Raw genomic sequence first — 16,266 nt, 5'->3', positions numbered from 1 at the left:
ATCAGCCGCTTCGGGTACGGAGCGAACTTAGCGGAATTTCACCCCGCCATGGAGATGAGGCGAGTCAGGTCAAACATTATTAGTATTTTATAGTGATCGTTCGTGAGGCTCATGGCCTTTCGGAGCCGTCCGGTCCCACCGGGCGGCCGCTCAGTTGGTCCCGCACCGTGGAACGCGAGGCCGTGCACCGGGTCTCGGTGGCCGAGGTGCTGCTCACCGACGTGCGCACGCTCGGTGACGACCGTTTCGAGGCCGCCGCCCAGTGGCCCCGCTCCCATCCGACCTTCCCGCACGGCGGGGACGGGCGGCACCATCCGCTGATGATCGCGGAAACCCTTCGGGAGCTGGGGATCTACATCCCCACCCGGTACTACGCGGTGCCCGCGGGCGCGCACTTCCTCATCCGCGACCTCTTCTACCGCCTCGACCCCGAGGCCGAGCCGCGCGCGCCGCACGGCGCCACCGACATCACCTGCCACGCCGCCGTGACGGACCTCCACACCACGCCCAGCGGGCGGTTCGTCTCCGGGATGCGGCTCGACATCGCGCTCTCGGCCGGCGGCAGACGGTTCGCCTGGGCCGGGGGCACCGCGCGCTTCCTCGACGGCACCTCCTACGCCGAGACCCGCTCGGCCGCCTCGGGCCAGACCGCACGGCGCCGGCTGCGCGCCGCGGTCCGTCCCTCCCCAGGTCAACTGGGCGTTCCCGCGGCCCGCGACGTCCTGGTGGTCAGGGACGGGGGAGTGGTGTACCTGGACCCGGCCGACACCCGCCACCCGTTCTTCTTCGACCACTGGAGCGACCATGTCCCGGGCCTGGTACTGCTGGAGAGCGCCCGGCAGGCCGCGGCCCTGGCCACCGAGGGAACGCTGATCCGCCCCGTCGCCTGCCGGTTGAAGGCGATCCGCTTCACCGAGTCGTATCCGCCCGCCGTGGTGGAGTGCACCTCCCACGGCAGGACCTGTGTCTTCCGGCTGCGCCAGGCGGCGATCTGCACGGCGGTCGGCGTGCTCCAGTACCAGTGACCGTACATCTGACCGTCAAACCGCCCGTACGACGAACGCATTGAGTGACGAACGCGCGCGACGGTGAACGAACCGCCGACGTTCCGTGATGTCTTGCCTACTCCGGGTCATCCAATTAACGTAGTGATCGTTATGTTTCGGGCAGGCGGATTCTCCGTCTGTACGGCCTCCCATGTCGCGCACGCCATAAGGCGCTCGTGCATCGGACAGCAGCGGTGGGCGCATTCGCGCACCGAGCCGCCAGGAAATCCACTGCGCTGCTCCCCGCAGGTACAGGCACCCCCTGCGCCGATTCCTCCACCTCCCATGGAACGGCAGGCAGATGACAGCCGAAAAGCTCCTCGCATGGACCCCAGCCGCCATCGTCTTCGACTGCGACGGCACCCTGATGGATTCCGAACGGCACTGGGAGGAGGCGCGTGAAATCGTGCTCAGAGAGCACGGAGCCGCCCCCACCGAAGAGTTCGCCCGGCGCACCAAGGGTCTCCACTTCAGCGAATGCGGCCGAATGCTGGCGGAATTCGCGGGACACCCCGAACTGGCCGAGCAGATGACCGAGCAGCTGCTCGACGCCTTCCGCGCCCTGGTGGCGGAGGACCCGGTCACCATGCCGGGCGCGCCGGAACTGGTCGAGAAGGCCGCGGCGTTCGCCCCGCTGGCCATCGCGAGCAACTGCCCGCGGGACGTGGTCGAGGACGGGCTCGCCAAGGCGGGGCTGCTGCGCCACTTCGGGCATGTACTCGTCCCCGAGGGCGAGATGCGGCCCAAACCGTACCCCGACGTCTATCTTGAGGCCGCCCGGCTGTGCGGGGCGGCCCCCGGTGACACCCTCGCGGTCGAGGACTCCCACTGTGGATTTCTCTCCGCGGCCCGCGCGGGCATGAAGGTCCTCGGCGTCGGCCCGCGGAAACCGGTGGACGAACGCCCCCCGGTGGACCTGTGGGTGGACACCCTCGCCGACCCCGATCTGGTCAGGTGGGCCGAGACGAGGGTGGCATGACCGGCTGAAACGCTTCGCCACCTGGTCGGCGGCGCGGGTCACATACCGTCCATGCCCTCCATACCGTCCATGCCGTCATGCGATCCGGAACCACCGTGCGATCCGGAGCCGCCCTTCGAGGGGGAGCCCTTGTGCGAGCCCGAACCCCCGTGGGACATGGACATCCCGTGCTCGATGGCCCCGCCGATCTTCGCGCGCAGGGGCTTGAGCGCACCGGTGGACAGGCCGGTCACCGACCAGCGCTTGCCGACCAGGTAGGTGCCTCCGTAGTCCTTGGAGGTCGCCAGCCACTCGTGCTGACCCTTGGCGGTGGCGAAGGTCACCATCGTGTAGCGGTTCTTACCGGAGGTGCAGGCACCCTGCCGGAGCTCCTCCGCCTCGGTGATGACATTCGCCTTGCAGCCGATGGCATCGGCGATCCCGGTGAGCTGGGCGGGTTTGCCGGGTTTGCCGAACTCCTTGGCAGGAGCCGCCTTCTCCCGCGGATGCTTCGCGGCGTCGTGCTCCGTGCTGCTCCCCGCGCAGCCGCCCACGAACAGCAAAGCCGCGCACAGCGCGGTGGCTCGGAGTGCGGGTGACACTACAACCTCCTGATGGGAGTCCGGCGGGGGCCCGGGTCCTCTGCGACCTCGGGCCCCCTGCGGTGACCGTGTTCCGTGTTCACTGCGCCGCGGCGCTCGCCTTCTTGCCCTTGTCGGTGACCGCGAACCACTGGCCCGCCTTGCCCTGGCCGTTGATGTCGCCGGGCTTGGTGTCACCGGTGAAGGTGTAGAGCAGCCAGCAGTCGAAGGCCGCCTGCTTGCTGCCGTCGGGACGGGTGAAGGAGGTGACCTTCGTGGCGTCCAGACCCGCGACCTTGGAGGTGTTCACGGCCTTGACGGGCTTCCAGGTGTCCAGGCAGGCGCCGAGGCAGCCGGTCTTCATCGGCCAGGCGCTGTCCTTGTTGAACCGGTAGACCGTCATTCCCTTGCCATCCACGATGATCTTGCCCAGCTCGGCGTTGTTGTTCACCATCAGCTGGAGGCTCTCGTCGGTGCCCGCGGCCTTCTTGCCGGCCGGCTTGCCGTCGGGTGCCAGCGCGTTCCAGGTGCCGCCCACGCCGTGGCCCTTGGTGTCACCGGCCTTGGTATCACCCGCGTAACGGTAGACCGGCCACCCCTCGAGTGTCAGCTGCTTGGTGCCGTCGGAGCGGGTGACCGAGCCCAGCGCGGACTTCTCGATCCCGGTACCGGCGGCCGCGTCGGCGGGCACCGGGGGCCACTTGGTGGCGCAGGCGTCGTTGCAGTTGGACTTGGCGGGCTTGGGGGTGTCCTCGTCGAACCGGTAGAGCGTCCAGCCCTTCGCGTCCGTGACGATCTCGCCCAGCTTGGCGTCCTTCTTGGCGGTCACCTTCTTGGCCGAGCCGGAGTTGCCGGTGCTGCCGGAGCCCGCAGCCGCACCGGTGTCGCCGCCCGCCTCGTAGCCGCCCGCCGCACCGGAGGACGCCCCGGCCGTACCGGGCGTCGAGCCCGCGCCCACGTTCTGGGCACCGCCGGCGGGCTGGACATTGGAGCTCTGACCGGAGGAGTTGTCCTTGCTGGCTCCACACGCCGCCGTCAGCAGAACCATCGCGACGGACACTCCGGCGAATGCGATCTGACGCCGCTTCTCCATGACCATTCCTCTGCAATCTCTCTCGGTCCGGCGGTGTTTGCGCCGACGCCATGTGCATACGGAGCCGGTGCCGAGCGACGTTCAGCGGGCCCGGAATTTGTCATCCGACGCAAAAAAACGGGAATCATTGAGCACACAGCAGTCGACGGCCGTTGAATAACGGCCGTCGGGGATGGTGCCGGGGGTACTGGGGGCGGCTACTCCTCGATGCGCAGGGCCAGCGCCGGGCAGCGCCGGACCGCGCGCACCGCCTGGGCCCGCAGCTGGCGAGGAACGTCCATCTTCGCCGAGGCGGGATAGCCGTCGATGCCCAACTGGAGCACATCGGGAATGATGTCCGCGCACAGGCCGTGGCCCTGGCACAGCGACCAGTCCACGATGAGCTGCTCCATCCGCTCCCGTGGCTCCCGTTCACGGCGGGGCTCGGGCGCGGAGGGGCCCGGGGGCAGTGCCAGGGGCTGGGAGTCCTCGGGCAGCGGCAGCACACCGAGGGTCGGCCGGCCGCACCCCATGCCCAGGGCGTGGGACTCGATCTCCTCGGGGAAGGCGTCCAGCGCGGTGGTCACAAAACCGGCCGTACCGTCCGGATGGCTGCAGGCACCGCGCTTCTTCACCGAGTTGATGAACGCCCGGACGCTGTCGACGGCGGCCTGGCCGCCACCGCGCTCCACCTGGCCGAGCGCGTCCGCGAGCGCGGGCAGCCCGATGAAGCAGGGCCCGCACTGGCCTGCGGTCTCCGCGGCCAGCCAGCGCGTCACCCGGGCGGTCTCACCCAAGGGGCAGGTGTCCTCGGGGATCGGCAGCACCGCTCCGGCGCCCAGCCGGGCGCCGTACTTCTTCATGGACTCGCGGGAGATGGTGGTGGCGTTGATGCTGTTGGGGTCCAGCCACTTGCCGTGGTACCCCCCGACCAGAACGCCCTGGCCGGGGGTGAGGTTGCACAGCTCCAGGATGTAGGTCAGCGGGACCCCGGTGGGGGTCTCCATGACGAACTTGCCCGCCACCGTCAGCAGTGTGGTGCCCGGTTCGGTGGGCAGTCCCACCGAGCGGTACGGCAGGGCGCCCATCCGCGCCGCCACGGCGAGCTGGGCGAAGGTCTCGGTGTTGGACAGCAGGGTGGGCAGACCCCCGAGCCCGCTGTCACTGGTGCGGATCTTCCGGCCGTTGGGGATGGCCGGGGCGCCGCTGATGCCGTTGACGACGGCACCGCCCTCACCCGCGACGAAGCGGTCCGGGGTGCGGGAGACCCGCAGCCGGGGCCCGCTCGGGCCGCGTTCGGCGATGGCGGCGGCGAGGGACTCCTCCACATCGGGCCGGTGCACCGCGATGCATACGTCCTCCGCACCGAGTGCCTCGGCGGCCAGCATGGCCCCGTCGATCACCAGATGCGGAGTGTGCAGCAGCAGCGCGGTGTCCTTCAGACAGCTGGGCTCGCCCTCACTGCCGTTGACGACGACGGCGCAGCGGCCGTCCCGGCGCGACGCCGACTCGATGACGGCGGTGAGTTTCTTGGCGAACGGGAATCCCGCGCCACCACGACCACGAAGGTCGATGTTCTCCGCGAGGGCCACCAGTTCATCGGCGCGCAGGGCGGGCATCTGCCCGTGCACCGTCAGGTGGCCGACCCGGTCAAGCCGGTATGCCTCGTCCAGCCCGGCGAGCAGCCGGGGCGGATCGATGCAGGCCAGCCTGGGCTTGGCTGTGATCACCGGTCCCACCCGCGGGATGCGCCGAGCGGCTCAGTGTTCCGCCGGTCGGGCTCCGCGGAGCGCGGACGGGGAACACTCGGTCCGCTGCGTGCGGTCCGGCCGTCCTGTCGACCGCGAGCTGGGGGATTCCGCACCTCGATGCCGTCCGTCCTCTCACCGTGCCGGGCCCGCCGGGAAGCGAGCCGGATCCACAACGCGACCGCCACACCAGCCAGGGCCATGACATACCCGATGGTGGCCCAGTCCTTGGCGGCGCGGCCTGCCTTGAGGCCGTGGATCAGCGCGGCACACCACGCCGGATACGCGGCCACGTGCAGCGCACGCCACCAACGGTACCGCCAGCGGGATTTGCCGGCCGATGCGAAAGCGCTGCGGACCGCCCCGGTCACCGCCGCGGTGGTGAAGAGGTACGCGGCGATGGTGCCAAGGCCGATGAGCACAGGCCGATTTGCGTCAGCGAACGGTATCACGATGGATGCGGCGGGCGTGTGGCTCTCCGCCACCTTCACCCAGACATGCAGCGCGAGGAAGCACAATCCGCCGACGGCGGCGGCCCGGTGGACCCCCTGCGCGATCAGCCGGTGGTTGGTGCGCAGGAAGAGCTGGTCGGTGGCCGCGAGTCCCCACAGTACCGCCGAAGTGAGAGACACCAGAGCGAGCACACCGGCACCGAAGTCCAGAAAAGCCCAGGTCTTGGTGAATGCGCCCGCGTTGTTCGCCACAACGAGGGACAACAGCACCGCCGCACCGATAGCGTAGAGACGAAGGTGCCGGGACTGACCGCCCCCGGGGCGGGCACGTGTCCGGGACCGTCGGTCGGCTCGTCGGCCGCCGGGTGCTCCGAGGGTTCCCTCGGGAACCGATCCGGTGTGACGTCCCCTTCGGCGCGGCCCCTGGGAGCGGGGAGTCGGCAACTGGGACATGGACATGGAGCCTCCCGATCGCGCGGATTCGCGCGGGTGACGAGATACGTCAAAGTCGTCTTGGGATCAGCAGCTTCTCGGAACTACACGTGATCTCCATAAGATTTGTCGTAACGTGACAACTTCTTGTGGAGAAACCGTGTCCACACCGTCTCCCACCGATCCGTTGCCATCCCCGTGGCAAAGAAACGGCAAAATGCCGGGACCGGTGGGGGTGAGGATCCTCTATGACGTAGCGGAGGACCCTCGACTCCCTTTCCGGACTGGACGAACCGGAGACGGAGGCACCTCCACGGGCCTGACCGACCCCCCAACGGCCAGGCCCTCCCCCCGGCAAGAACGAGGTAATGATGGGCGAACTCGTGAACCGCATGTGGTCCCGCCCCCGTGGCGAGTGGACCCGCGTTCTGCGGAATGAACTTCCGTCCCTGGCCGATGAGGTGGTTGAGACCCTTCGGCACAGACTCCCGGGATTCTCCGAACTCCTGGAGGACTCCGAGCGGGAGAAGGTCCGGTCCGGAGTCGAGCAGGCTCTGCTGGCGGCACTGGGCTACCGGAAGCCCGGTGAGGAAGGCGCCGGTGAACCGGTCACCTCCGCCCCGACCCGCCCCGGTGACGAACGGATGGCGGAGGTGCCGCCCGAGCGGGCCCGCCGTGAGCTGTTCGAGGCCCTGACCAGCGAAGTGGCCGTCCCCGAACGGACCCTGGCGGAGCTTTCGCGGGCCGCCCGGTGGCCCCTCCCCGAAACCGTCCAGGCCATCGCCCTGCCCACCCCGGGCGAGGCGCCGCAATTGGCCGCCGTGCTGGGAGACACCCTGATCGGCGCGGTCGGGGACGAACTGTGCCTGCTGATCCCGGACCCCGACGCGGACACCGAGTCCGCGCCGGAGGCCGTCGCCGACCGGGCCCTGGACGGTGAGCGGGACCCGGACCGGGAGCCCCCGGTGGACTGTGCCACCCGTGGCGCGCTGGAGACCGCACTGCGCGGCCGCACCGCCGCGGTCGGTCATGTGGTGCCGCTCAACGACGCGGCGTCCTCGGTGCGCTGGGCGCGGAAGCTGCTGACGATGGCTCCCGCACGCAGCGGCCCCGAGGCCCGGGTGCTCTTCGTCGACGACCACCTGTCGATGCTGCTGCTGCTCCAGGACGAGTCGCTGGTCCGGGCCCTGGCCTCACGGTGGCTCAAACCGCTGGTCGGGCTGACCCCCCGGCAGAGCGAACGGTTGCAGATGACCCTGCTGGCGTGGCTCGAGGGCGGTGGCGCACCGGAGGCGGCGAAGGCGCTCAAGGTGCATCCGCAGACCGTGCGGTACCGGCTGCGCCAGATAGAGAAGCTCTTCGGACCGGGGCTGCGGGATCCGCGGATACGCTTCGAGCTGGAGATGGCGCTGCGCGGACGGCGGTTGATGGCACAGATGGACCGGATCCGCCGGCACGCCTCACGGGTGGGCCGCAGGACCCGTACCGGAACGGCCCCCGGAATCCGGCCGCTCGGGATCGCCCGGGAGGCCCGCGTCAACGGACTGTGATCCGGGTGGCCGTCGCATCGCGCCGGCCACCGCACACCGGAACTGCCGACCGCGTCACGCGGTCGGCAGTTCTGTGTGTCCAGGACGTGGCCGAGGACATGGCGAGGGTGTGGTGACGGACACCTTGTGCGTGGTGTCCGGGCAGGTCAGCGCCGGGCGGCCGCGGGCGCCTGGGCCGGTGCTGCGGTGCGCATCGCGGCGTTGAGCCCGAGCAGTTCGCCGTACGCATGGGCGCAGAAGGCGCAGGACGCGAGGTGGTGTGCGAGGGCGTGGCCGCGGACGCCGCCACGGCGCACCGAGGCGCCGATCATCGCGCTGAAGTGGCGGCACCGGTCGTCCCGGGCGGACTCCAGATGTGCCTGGAGGTAGGACTCGCGCAGCCCCTCCCGGGCCCGGAAGGCGAGCGAGGTGACACCACTGGGGGAAATCCCCAGTATGCCGGCCACCTGGTGCGGAGTATCGTCCTCGACGAGGGTCAGCCACAGCACGGTCTGCCAGCGCTCGGGCAGTCTGCGGAAACTGCGGACGAGCAACTGGCGGTTCTCCCTGGCCACCAGATACTGCTGGGGGTCGGCCGAGGGCGCGAGCTGGCGCCATGACTCGAAGTCGGCCGTGAGCAGGATCTGCCGTTCCCCGGCGCTCCACTCGACCGCGGTGTGACGCACCACGGTCAGCAGATACGGCCGCCAGGGCCCGCGCGGTCCGCCACCGGCCCGTACCGCCTGGAAGGTGCGGATGAACGCCTCGGACGCCAGGTCCTCCGCGTCATCGAGGGCGCGGCAGCAGGTCCGCGCATACGACAGTGTGGCCGCGTGGTGGCGGCGGTAGAGGATCTCGCCCGCGGCCGGGCTGGTGGTGCCCGAGCGATAGCCCTCCAGGAGCAACCGGGTCAGCTCCGGGTCGGAGAGCGAGCGGACCGGTCGGTCGGTATGTCCCGGGCCCGCCACATCGGGATGTTCCACGCCATGCTGGTCCGACGGCTCGTCGGCCGCCTCGTGGGAGGTCGCAGCGCGGCGCGCGCCGGCCTGGTGGCCGACGCGCGCCTCGTGGTTCTCGTCGTTCATCAATTGCACTTTTGGCCGCTGTTGATGCAGTCCACCGCCTTGCTCATCAGGTCGTCCGGCATGACGTTGATGAAGTCGTCGTGGTCGGTGATGGGCTTGTGCAACTGCTCGGGGAAGCCGTCCACGGCGAACGGGGTGTTCGGCGGTACATCGTAGGTGATGGTGTTCACCAGCTTGGGAATGGCCTTGAACCCGTTGGGGCAGGAGCCGTCCTCGCCTGCGAAGGCCACGTGGTCCCGGTGGTTGGCGCTGTCGATGTTCTGGCCGTCCCAGCAGCTCTGGAAGTCGAAGGTGCGCGTCACCGAGCTGCCCTCGGGGCAGAGCGGGTACTTGTCGGTGAGCTGCCGGTCCTCGAAGCCGGTGCAGCTCCAGGACGCGTTGGCGTTCTTGTCGCCGTTGGTGAACGCCTTGGCGTCACCGGTGATGATGCGCAGGAACTTCGGCATCGCCACGACCTCGCTCTGCGGGTTGCCCTGGAACTCGATGGTGGAGCTCTTGGGCGTCAGGATGGTCCCGACGTTGCCCTCCTGGCCACCGCCGAGGTCATTGGCGTCCGCTTCGTCCTGACCGTCCTGTGCGCGCACCACCGGCCAGTAATAGGTCGACTTGTCGCCGTTGTTGCAGGAGGTCCCGGCCTGCTCGAAGGTCTGGTTGTTGGCGAACGCGTCGTTGCCGTCGTTGCCCACGTAGTCGTGCATGTGGTGCGCGCCGTTGCCCACACCCGGCGCGACGATCACGTTGTCGCTGTTGCGCAGGTTCGCCTCACCGACCCCGCACTCCGAGGTGAAGGTGCCGTTCGAACCGCCCTGCTGCTGGCCCTGGCCGTCGTCGCCCTGGGCGTTCGGCTGCACCTGGGTGATGTCCACGAAGTCGTCCTGCGACGGGCCGTTGCCCGCCTGGCCACCGGCGTTGCCGGGCACGTCATTGGCGCCCTCGCCACCCTGCTGGTCGCCACCTTGCTGGTCGCCGCCCTGCTGGCCGTCGCCCTGCTGCTGACCGTCACCCTGCTGGTCGTTCTGGCCGTCGTCCTGCTGCTGGCCGTCGCCCTGCTGGTCGTTCTGGTCACCGCCGTCGTCGACCTGCTGCATCTGGCAGTTGCTCATCGAGTCCAGGTCATCGGGGCGCTGGCCGTCCTGGTCGATGGCGTTCCCGATGTTGTCGATGGTCTCGCCCCGCTGCTGTTCCAGGGAGGAGAGCACCGTGTCGTTGGAGTCCCCGCCCTCGGACATCTGCTGGTAGGCCTTGGCCACCTGCGAGTCGAGTTCGGCGAGGTTCTTGTCGACCTCGGGGCGTGCGCCGCTCGGTACGGACGACAGCTGCTGGCCCACGTCGGGGCAGCTGATGGTCCACGATCCGGCGGCCACCGTGCGGTTCTCGCCGGAGTCGTTGTTGTCGCCGCTGGCGGACGCGTTCGCCGCGATGATCGCGGCCCCGCCTCCGCCCAGTGCCAGTGCGGCGACGATAGCGACGGTTTTGTTCGTGAACCTGCCGCGTTTGTGGGTTTGTTGCCTCATGAGATCACTTCACTTAGTCGTTGAGGGCGTCGTAGTCGACGAGCCCGGTGTCCTCGAGGACCGTGATGTGGTCGAGAACGATGGTGTTGGCCCTGGTGGCCAGTGATCGCACCATGGAGTTCTCGCTCTCGGCCCGGATCTTGGCGACCAGCGAGAACACCTTCCCGTGTGCGGCGCGGAGCAGGTTCGCGAACAGCCGCTCGAACTCGGCGCTGCTCGGGGCGCTGTTCATCTGGTTGAGCCAGCCCTGCTGCTGCTCATTGGGCTGGTTGGGCAGATCGATCCCCAGTGCCCGTCCCACCTCGTTGGCGCGGCGGTCGAGTTCGGTGTGGCCCTCGATGAGGTGCTCACCCGCGGTCTTCACGGAGTCCTTGGTGCCGCGCTCCTGGGCCTCCCGGCCGGAGGGGAGCTCCCAGAGGCCGGCGAGCTTCACCTTGCGGACGAAGTCCCGGTCCAGGGCGGTGAGCGGCCCGTACTGGGTGCTGACCGTGCCGCCACCGTCGTCAATGACGCCGGGCGGCAGTGACGATGCGGCGCTGCTCTCACCGAACAGCTGCACGGGGATGAGGATCGCCGCGAGTGTCATGGCGAGTGCCCCAATGATGAGGCCTGTGCCGATGGTTCGGCTGGATGCGATGGATCTGCTGACGAAGGTTGATCGCACAGCGCCCTCCTTGCTTCGGAGTGACACCGGACGCTAGTGCCTGGTGTGGCCCGGACGTGGAGACCTCATCACTAACGAATAAACCCGGGACAACCATCGTTACCGACTGGTACCCTGCGCGGTCGACCTTCGGCCGCCACGTCCATGGCGGCCCCGGAAATTTTTTTCCGGCGCGTTGAGCACATCGCCGGTGCCGTCCGTACAACGGGGAGAAGCCGTCCCCGTCCGAAGGGCATCTGTGATGCGAACAGCGACATCGATCTTCGAACCGTTACTCCCGCGGGCCGGGGTCCGCTCCCCCCTGGCCCGCTGTCACGCGTCCGAAGTGACCGAGTCTCCTGAGAAAGGCCGTGTGTGTTCAGGGTGGAGTGATGGTCCGGCTCCGCCGTAAATCGGCGACTATAAAAGAAAGGGGACAGACGGGTGGTTCCCCGGGGCCGTGAACGGCTCCAACACCGCGTCCAGCACGTTCCGTTCGGCCGTATGGCGGCCCCTTGTGTCACCCGTCCCTGACCTGGTGTGTTCCCCCGTTCACCCCGGAGGTAGCCTGTGCCGCGCACAGGCGGCCGGAAGGCCGGGCACAACGGTGAGGAGCGGCACATGGCCGGGGGCGAACGGCGTGAACCCGTCTCGGATCAGAAGCGGCGGGTGCGCCAGGAGCGCTGGGGACGGTGTGCCCCGCTCTTCGACGGCAGCCCGCGAGTGGAGATCTCCAACGTCAAACTGCCTCCGGACGACGCCGTGTACCTGGCCACCGCCTTCGGCTACCGCTATCTGCGCACCCGGGGGCAGAAGGCCGTCCGGTACCGGATCTTCGTACCGGACCCGGACCCGGCGGCGGGTCAGGAGGCGCTGGCCCCCGGCACCCCGGTCGAGGTGGTCGCCGAGCACCCGGCGTTCCATGGACTCAGCGCCCGTGCCGCCCGGAACCACGCCGAGATGATCCGGGGTGAGCGCAATCTCCCCAAGCTGATCGCGGTCCTGGTGGTGATGGTGTTCGGTATCGCCGTCATGGCGGTGCACGCGGTGAATGCCGGTGCCCCCGCCCTGCTGGCACCGATCGTGTTCTTCACCCTGCTGGTGACCGCACTGCTGCTGATGCTCCGCAAGGGGCTGCGCACCGAGCGGGAACTCAGGGAGCGGGCCGCCCGGCTGTCGGGCGTGTCCTGACCGCCGCGACGGTCGTGGACAGCGGTGAACGCCATGTCCGATTTCCGCCAGCGCCATGCCCCGGACCGGGGCACAGTGGAAAGGTGACGACGGCAGACGGTAAGTACGAGGCGGTGCGTGGCCGGGACGCGCGGTTCGACGGTGAGTTCTTCTTCGCCGTGGCCACGACCGGTATCTACTGCCGTCCGAGCTGTCCCGCGACCACGCCCCGGCAGAAGAACGTGCGTTTCTTCCCCACGGCGGCGGCCGCGCAGGGCGAGGGGTTCCGGGCGTGCCGCCGCTGCCGTCCCGACGCCGTACCGGGCTCGGCCGCGTGGAACACCCGCGCCGATGTGGTCGGCCGCGCGATGCGGATGATCGGCGACGGGGTGGTGGACCGCGAGGGCGTGGCGGGACTGGCCCACCGGCTGGGCTACAGCCCGCGCCAGGTGCAGCGGCAGCTCAACGCGGAACTGGGCGCCGGACCGATCGCGCTCGCCCGCGCCCAGCGTGCCCACACCGCCCGGATCCTCCTCCAGACCACGCGGATGCAGGTCGCGGAGATCGCGTTCGCGGCGGGGTTCGCGAGTGTGCGGCAGTTCAACGACACCATCAAGGAGATCTACGCCATCACCCCGACCGGGCTGCGCGAGGCCCGGCCCGGCCATGCCTCACGGTTCGGCCCGGTGGCGCCGCGGTCGTTCTACGGCGGGGTGCCCCTGCGGCTGGCCTTCCGCGGACCGTACGCCGCGGCCGCGTTGTTCGACCAGCTCGCGCGGCACGCCGTCGCCGGGGTGGAGGAGGTGGTCGGCGAACGGGGCGCCCGCACCTACCGGCGCACCCTGCGGCTGCCGCACGGCCATGGCGTCGCCGAGGTCGACGAGCGCCCCGGTGACGGCTGGCTGGAGTGCCGGCTGTGTCTGACGGAGCTGCGCGATCTGACCACGGCCACCCAGCGGATGCGGCGGCTGTTCGACCTCGACGCCGATCCGTACGCGGTGGCCGAACACCTCGGAGCCGATCCGCTGTTGGCGCCCCTGGTGGCCGCCCGGCCGGGGCTGCGTTCCCCGGGCGCGGCCGATCCGCGGGAACTGGCCGTCCGCGCCGTCCTCGGCGAACAGCTTTCGCCCGAGGAGGCGCGGGCCCACGGCGCCGCGCTCGTCAGCGCGTACGGGCAGCCGCTGGCGACGCCCAGCGGGGGACTGACCCATCTCTTCCCCGGCACCGACACCCTGGCAGGGGCCGCGCTGGAGGAGCCGGTCCCCTCCGCGCCGCGGCGTGCGGCGCTGCGCGCGCTGGTCACCGCGCTCGCCGACGGCACCGTGCCGCTGGACGCCGGGGCCGACCGTGACCAGGCGGAGAAGGAGCTGCTCAACCTCGACGGCATCGGACCGCGCACCGCCGGATACATCCGGATGCGCGCGCTGGGCGATCCCGATGTGCTGCTCCTGCCGCCGGGTACGGAGGTGGACCCGGAGACGGCCGCGCGGTGGCGGCCGTGGCGCTCGTACGCCACCCACCATCTGGGGGCCGCGGGCTGAGTGTTTCCCGGGCGGCGCGGCCGCGTGCTCACCGCCCGCCGGGGGAGGCGCCGTGCGAGGTGGTGTCCTCGATGGTGCCGCCGAACCGTTCGCGCAGCTCCTCCATGTTCTTCCGCGGGGACGACGAGAGCACCCAGCGATTGCCGATGAGGTACACCCCGCCGTACATCTGCGCCGTCTCCAGCCAGTCGCGCTGCCCCTTGGCCTTGACGAAGTCCAGGAGGAGGTACTTGCCGCGGGAGGTCTTGCACACCGCCTGGCGGTAGTCGTCGACGTCCACGGTGAACTGCGGCTTGCAGCCGACGGCCGAGGCCAGCTTCTCCACCGTCGCCGGTCTCGGTGTGGCCTTCGCGGTGGCGCCCGGCCGGTCCGCGCCGCGCCGTCCGGTCTCCGCGGTGGCCTCATCCGCACCGCCGCCACCGCACCCCGCGACGGTGAGCACTCCGCACACCGCCGCCACCACCGGTGTCAGACGCGGGCCGGGGCGGGACCGGGCGCGCCCCGCTCCGGTGGCGGCGGTGCGGACCGGGTGGGGGCAAGCGTCCATGAGGGGCCCTCTCGTGGCGTGTCCGGAACGGGCGGTGGCGAGGCGTGACACCCACGGATACGGACGCGCCGGGCGGATCGTTCAGCGTCCCGGCGGCGCGATGCGCGAACCCTTGACAGCCAGGGCGGATGCTGGATTACTGGTGCGCACTCTGGCGGAGACCGAATGTTCGGTCGGTATCTGAAGGCGGTGGAGAACCAGGTGACAGGCTCCGGATACGCGGCCGTCGGGCCGGTGGAGGAGATGTTCGCCGCGGACCGGGCGTCCCGCGGGCTGGGTATCGAACTGCTGAAGACGGGGGACGGTGCGGCGGTGCTCGGGATGACCGTGACCGCCTCGATGGTGAACGGACACGGCATCGCCCATGGCGGCTATGTCTTCCTGCTCGCGGACACGGCGTTCGCCTGCGCATGCAACAGCCACGGCCCGGTGACCCTCGCCGCCGGTGCCGACATCACCTTCGTCGCCCCCGCCCGTGAGGGCGATGTACTGGAGGCCACCGCCGAGGAGCGCACCCGCTACGGGCGCAGCGGTGTCTACGATGTGACGGTGCGCCGCGGCGACGAGGTGATCGCCGAGTTCCGGGGCCGCAGCCGCACCCTCGCCCGCCGTGCGACCGAGCCGGGGGAGGGACCGTGACCGGCACCCCACCACCCCCCGAACTGCTGGACGCCGCTGAGCGGATGAGCCGCGCGGAGCTGAGGGACCTCCAGTTGACCCGGCTGCGCGCCACCTTGCGCCATGCGTACGACAACGTGGAGCTGTACCGCGAGAAGTTCCGCGCGGCCGGAGTGGTTCCGGAGGACTGCCGCACCCTGGAGGACCTGGCCCGGTTCCCCTTCACCACCAAGGCCGATTTGCGGGACACCTATCCCTTCGGGATGTTCGCCGTGGACCAGAGCGAGGTGCGCCGCGTCCACGCCTCCAGCGGCACCACCGGCAGACCCACCGTCGTCGGCTACACCGAGAACGACCTGTCGATGTGGGCGGATGTGGTGGCCCGTTCGCTGCGCGCGGCGGGCGGCCGCCCCGGCCACAAGGTCCATGTCTCCTACGGGTACGGCCTGTTCACCGGAGGTCTGGGCGCGCACTACGGGGCGGAGCGGCTCGGCTGTACCGTCATCCCCGCATCCGGGGGCATGACCGCGCGTCAGGTGCAGATCATCCAGGACTTCGCACCCGAGATCATCATGATCACGCCCTCCTACATGCTCACGCTCCTCGATGAGTTCGAGCGCCAGGGCGTGGATCCGCGGACCACCTCGCTGCGGGTCGGGGTGTTCGGCGCCGAGCCGTGGACCGAGGAGATGCGCCGCGAGATCGAGGACCGCATGGACATCCATGCGGTGGACATATACGGGCTCTCCGAGGTGATCGGGCCCGGGGTGGCGCAGGAGTGCGTGGAGACCAAGGACGGTCTGCATGTGTGGGAGGACCACTTCTACCCGGAGGTCGTCGATCCGTTCACCGGTGAGGTGATGCCCGACGGCGAGGAGGGCGAGCTCGCCTTCACCACCCTCACCAAGGAGGCGCTGCCGGTCATCCGCTACCGCACCCGGGATCTCACCCGGCTGCTGCCCGGTACGGCCCGTCCGGCGTTCCGCCGTATCCAGAAGATCACCGGCCGCTGCGACGACATGCTCATCGTGCGCGGGGTGAACGTCTTCCCCAGCCAGATCGAGGAGATCGTGCTGCGGGTCCCGGCGGTGGCGCCGCACTTCCAGGTGGAGCTGACCCGGGCCGGCCGGATGGACCGGATGACGGTCCGTGTCGAGGCCCGCCCGGGAACCGGTGGTGAACAGCGCGAGGCCGCGGCCGCGACGATCGCCCGGGGGATCAAGGACGGGGTCGGGGTCACGGCCGAGGTCGCGGTCGTGGATCCGGAGACCCTGGAGCGCTCGGTGGGCAAGATCCGCCGGGTGAAGGACCTGCGCGAGGGCTGAAGCCG

At 70.0% G+C, this 16,266-nt stretch carries 15 protein-coding genes; 7 read left to right on the top strand and 8 right to left on the bottom strand.

The features are described 5' to 3' along the window. Positions 1-92: 92 nt before the first annotated feature. Together NMK44_RS11420 and NMK44_RS11415 are read left to right on the top strand one after the other, a co-directional pair. On the top strand, positions 93-1,025 hold the full coding sequence (locus NMK44_RS11420) for a ScbA/BarX family gamma-butyrolactone biosynthesis protein (protein WP_254741208.1): 933 nt from the start codon (positions 93-95) through the stop codon (positions 1,023-1,025). A gap of 322 nt (positions 1,026-1,347) precedes the next feature. After that, entirely contained in the window at positions 1,348-2,025 is a 678-nt protein-coding gene (locus tag NMK44_RS11415) for an HAD family hydrolase (protein ID WP_254741206.1), read from the top strand. A gap of 38 nt (positions 2,026-2,063) precedes the next feature. On the opposite strand, the gene NMK44_RS11410 is transcribed toward NMK44_RS11415, so the two are convergent. The 4 genes from NMK44_RS11410 to NMK44_RS11395 form a co-directional block, all read right to left on the bottom strand. Next, positions 2,064-2,606 (bottom strand): hypothetical protein, encoded by a 543-nt coding sequence (locus tag NMK44_RS11410; protein ID WP_254741204.1) that lies wholly within the window; start codon positions 2,604-2,606, stop codon positions 2,064-2,066. A 79-nt stretch (positions 2,607-2,685) separates the two neighbouring features. Then, the gene (locus NMK44_RS11405) at positions 2,686-3,678 is read right to left on the bottom strand and encodes an SCO0930 family lipoprotein (protein WP_254741201.1); all 993 of its coding nucleotides are present in this window, start codon (positions 3,676-3,678) and stop codon (positions 2,686-2,688) included. Positions 3,679-3,875: 197 nt separating this feature from the next. Next, complete coding sequence (locus NMK44_RS11400; protein ID WP_254741198.1) at positions 3,876-5,387, bottom strand: NADH-ubiquinone oxidoreductase-F iron-sulfur binding region domain-containing protein; 1,512 nt, start codon at positions 5,385-5,387, stop codon at positions 3,876-3,878. Further along, on the bottom strand, positions 5,384-6,109 hold the full coding sequence (locus tag NMK44_RS11395; protein ID WP_254741195.1) for a ferric reductase-like transmembrane domain-containing protein: 726 nt from the start codon (positions 6,107-6,109) through the stop codon (positions 5,384-5,386). The genes NMK44_RS11400 and NMK44_RS11395 overlap by 4 nt, the downstream gene beginning before the upstream one ends. A gap of 548 nt (positions 6,110-6,657) precedes the next feature. Here NMK44_RS11395 and NMK44_RS11390 point away from each other — a divergent pair. Then, positions 6,658-7,839: a PucR family transcriptional regulator gene (locus NMK44_RS11390; RefSeq protein WP_254741192.1), complete on the top strand. Its 1,182-nt coding sequence runs from the start codon at positions 6,658-6,660 to the stop codon at positions 7,837-7,839. A 146-nt stretch (positions 7,840-7,985) separates the two neighbouring features. Here NMK44_RS11390 and NMK44_RS11385 read toward each other — a convergent pair whose 3' ends face one another. From NMK44_RS11385 to NMK44_RS11375, 3 genes are read right to left on the bottom strand one after another with little or no spacing between them, the layout of a single operon-like run. Further along, on the bottom strand, positions 7,986-8,903 hold the full coding sequence (locus tag NMK44_RS11385) for an RNA polymerase sigma factor (protein WP_254741189.1): 918 nt from the start codon (positions 8,901-8,903) through the stop codon (positions 7,986-7,988). Continuing rightward, positions 8,903-10,417, bottom strand: a complete 1,515-nt coding sequence (locus NMK44_RS11380) for a DUF1996 domain-containing protein (RefSeq protein WP_254741186.1) — start codon at positions 10,415-10,417, stop codon at positions 8,903-8,905. The genes NMK44_RS11385 and NMK44_RS11380 overlap by 1 nt, the downstream gene beginning before the upstream one ends. Positions 10,418-10,430: 13 nt before the next feature. Next, on the bottom strand, positions 10,431-11,003 hold the full coding sequence (locus tag NMK44_RS11375; protein ID WP_254741184.1) for a DUF4142 domain-containing protein: 573 nt from the start codon (positions 11,001-11,003) through the stop codon (positions 10,431-10,433). 627 nt (positions 11,004-11,630) lie between these two features. Here NMK44_RS11375 and NMK44_RS11370 point away from each other — a divergent pair. Then, on the top strand, positions 11,631-12,251 hold the full coding sequence (locus tag NMK44_RS11370) for a hypothetical protein (protein WP_254741181.1): 621 nt from the start codon (positions 11,631-11,633) through the stop codon (positions 12,249-12,251). Between the two features lie 83 nt (positions 12,252-12,334). Then, positions 12,335-13,771: an AlkA N-terminal domain-containing protein gene (locus NMK44_RS11365; RefSeq protein WP_254741179.1), complete on the top strand. Its 1,437-nt coding sequence runs from the start codon at positions 12,335-12,337 to the stop codon at positions 13,769-13,771. A gap of 28 nt (positions 13,772-13,799) precedes the next feature. On the opposite strand, the gene NMK44_RS11360 is transcribed toward NMK44_RS11365, so the two are convergent. Then, positions 13,800-14,318, bottom strand: a complete 519-nt coding sequence (locus tag NMK44_RS11360; protein ID WP_254741176.1) for a hypothetical protein — start codon at positions 14,316-14,318, stop codon at positions 13,800-13,802. A 243-nt stretch (positions 14,319-14,561) separates the two neighbouring features. Here NMK44_RS11360 and paaI point away from each other — a divergent pair, with 243 nt between their 5' ends. Then, positions 14,562-14,957: a hydroxyphenylacetyl-CoA thioesterase PaaI gene (gene paaI / locus NMK44_RS11355; RefSeq protein ID WP_254741738.1), complete on the top strand. Its 396-nt coding sequence runs from the start codon at positions 14,562-14,564 to the stop codon at positions 14,955-14,957. 44 nt (positions 14,958-15,001) lie between these two features. Then, on the top strand, positions 15,002-16,261 hold the full coding sequence (gene paaK, locus NMK44_RS11350) for a phenylacetate--CoA ligase PaaK (RefSeq protein ID WP_254741736.1): 1,260 nt from the start codon (positions 15,002-15,004) through the stop codon (positions 16,259-16,261). The last annotated feature ends 5 nt before the right edge of the window (positions 16,262-16,266 follow it).

Origin of the sequence: Streptomyces cucumeris (assembly GCF_024295805.1) — a bacterium.
GTDB classification, from domain to species: domain Bacteria; phylum Actinomycetota; class Actinomycetes; order Streptomycetales; family Streptomycetaceae; genus Streptomyces; species Streptomyces cucumeris.
The sequence above is the reverse complement of the archived record's forward strand: the minus strand, read 5'-3'. Positions and strand labels throughout refer to the sequence as shown.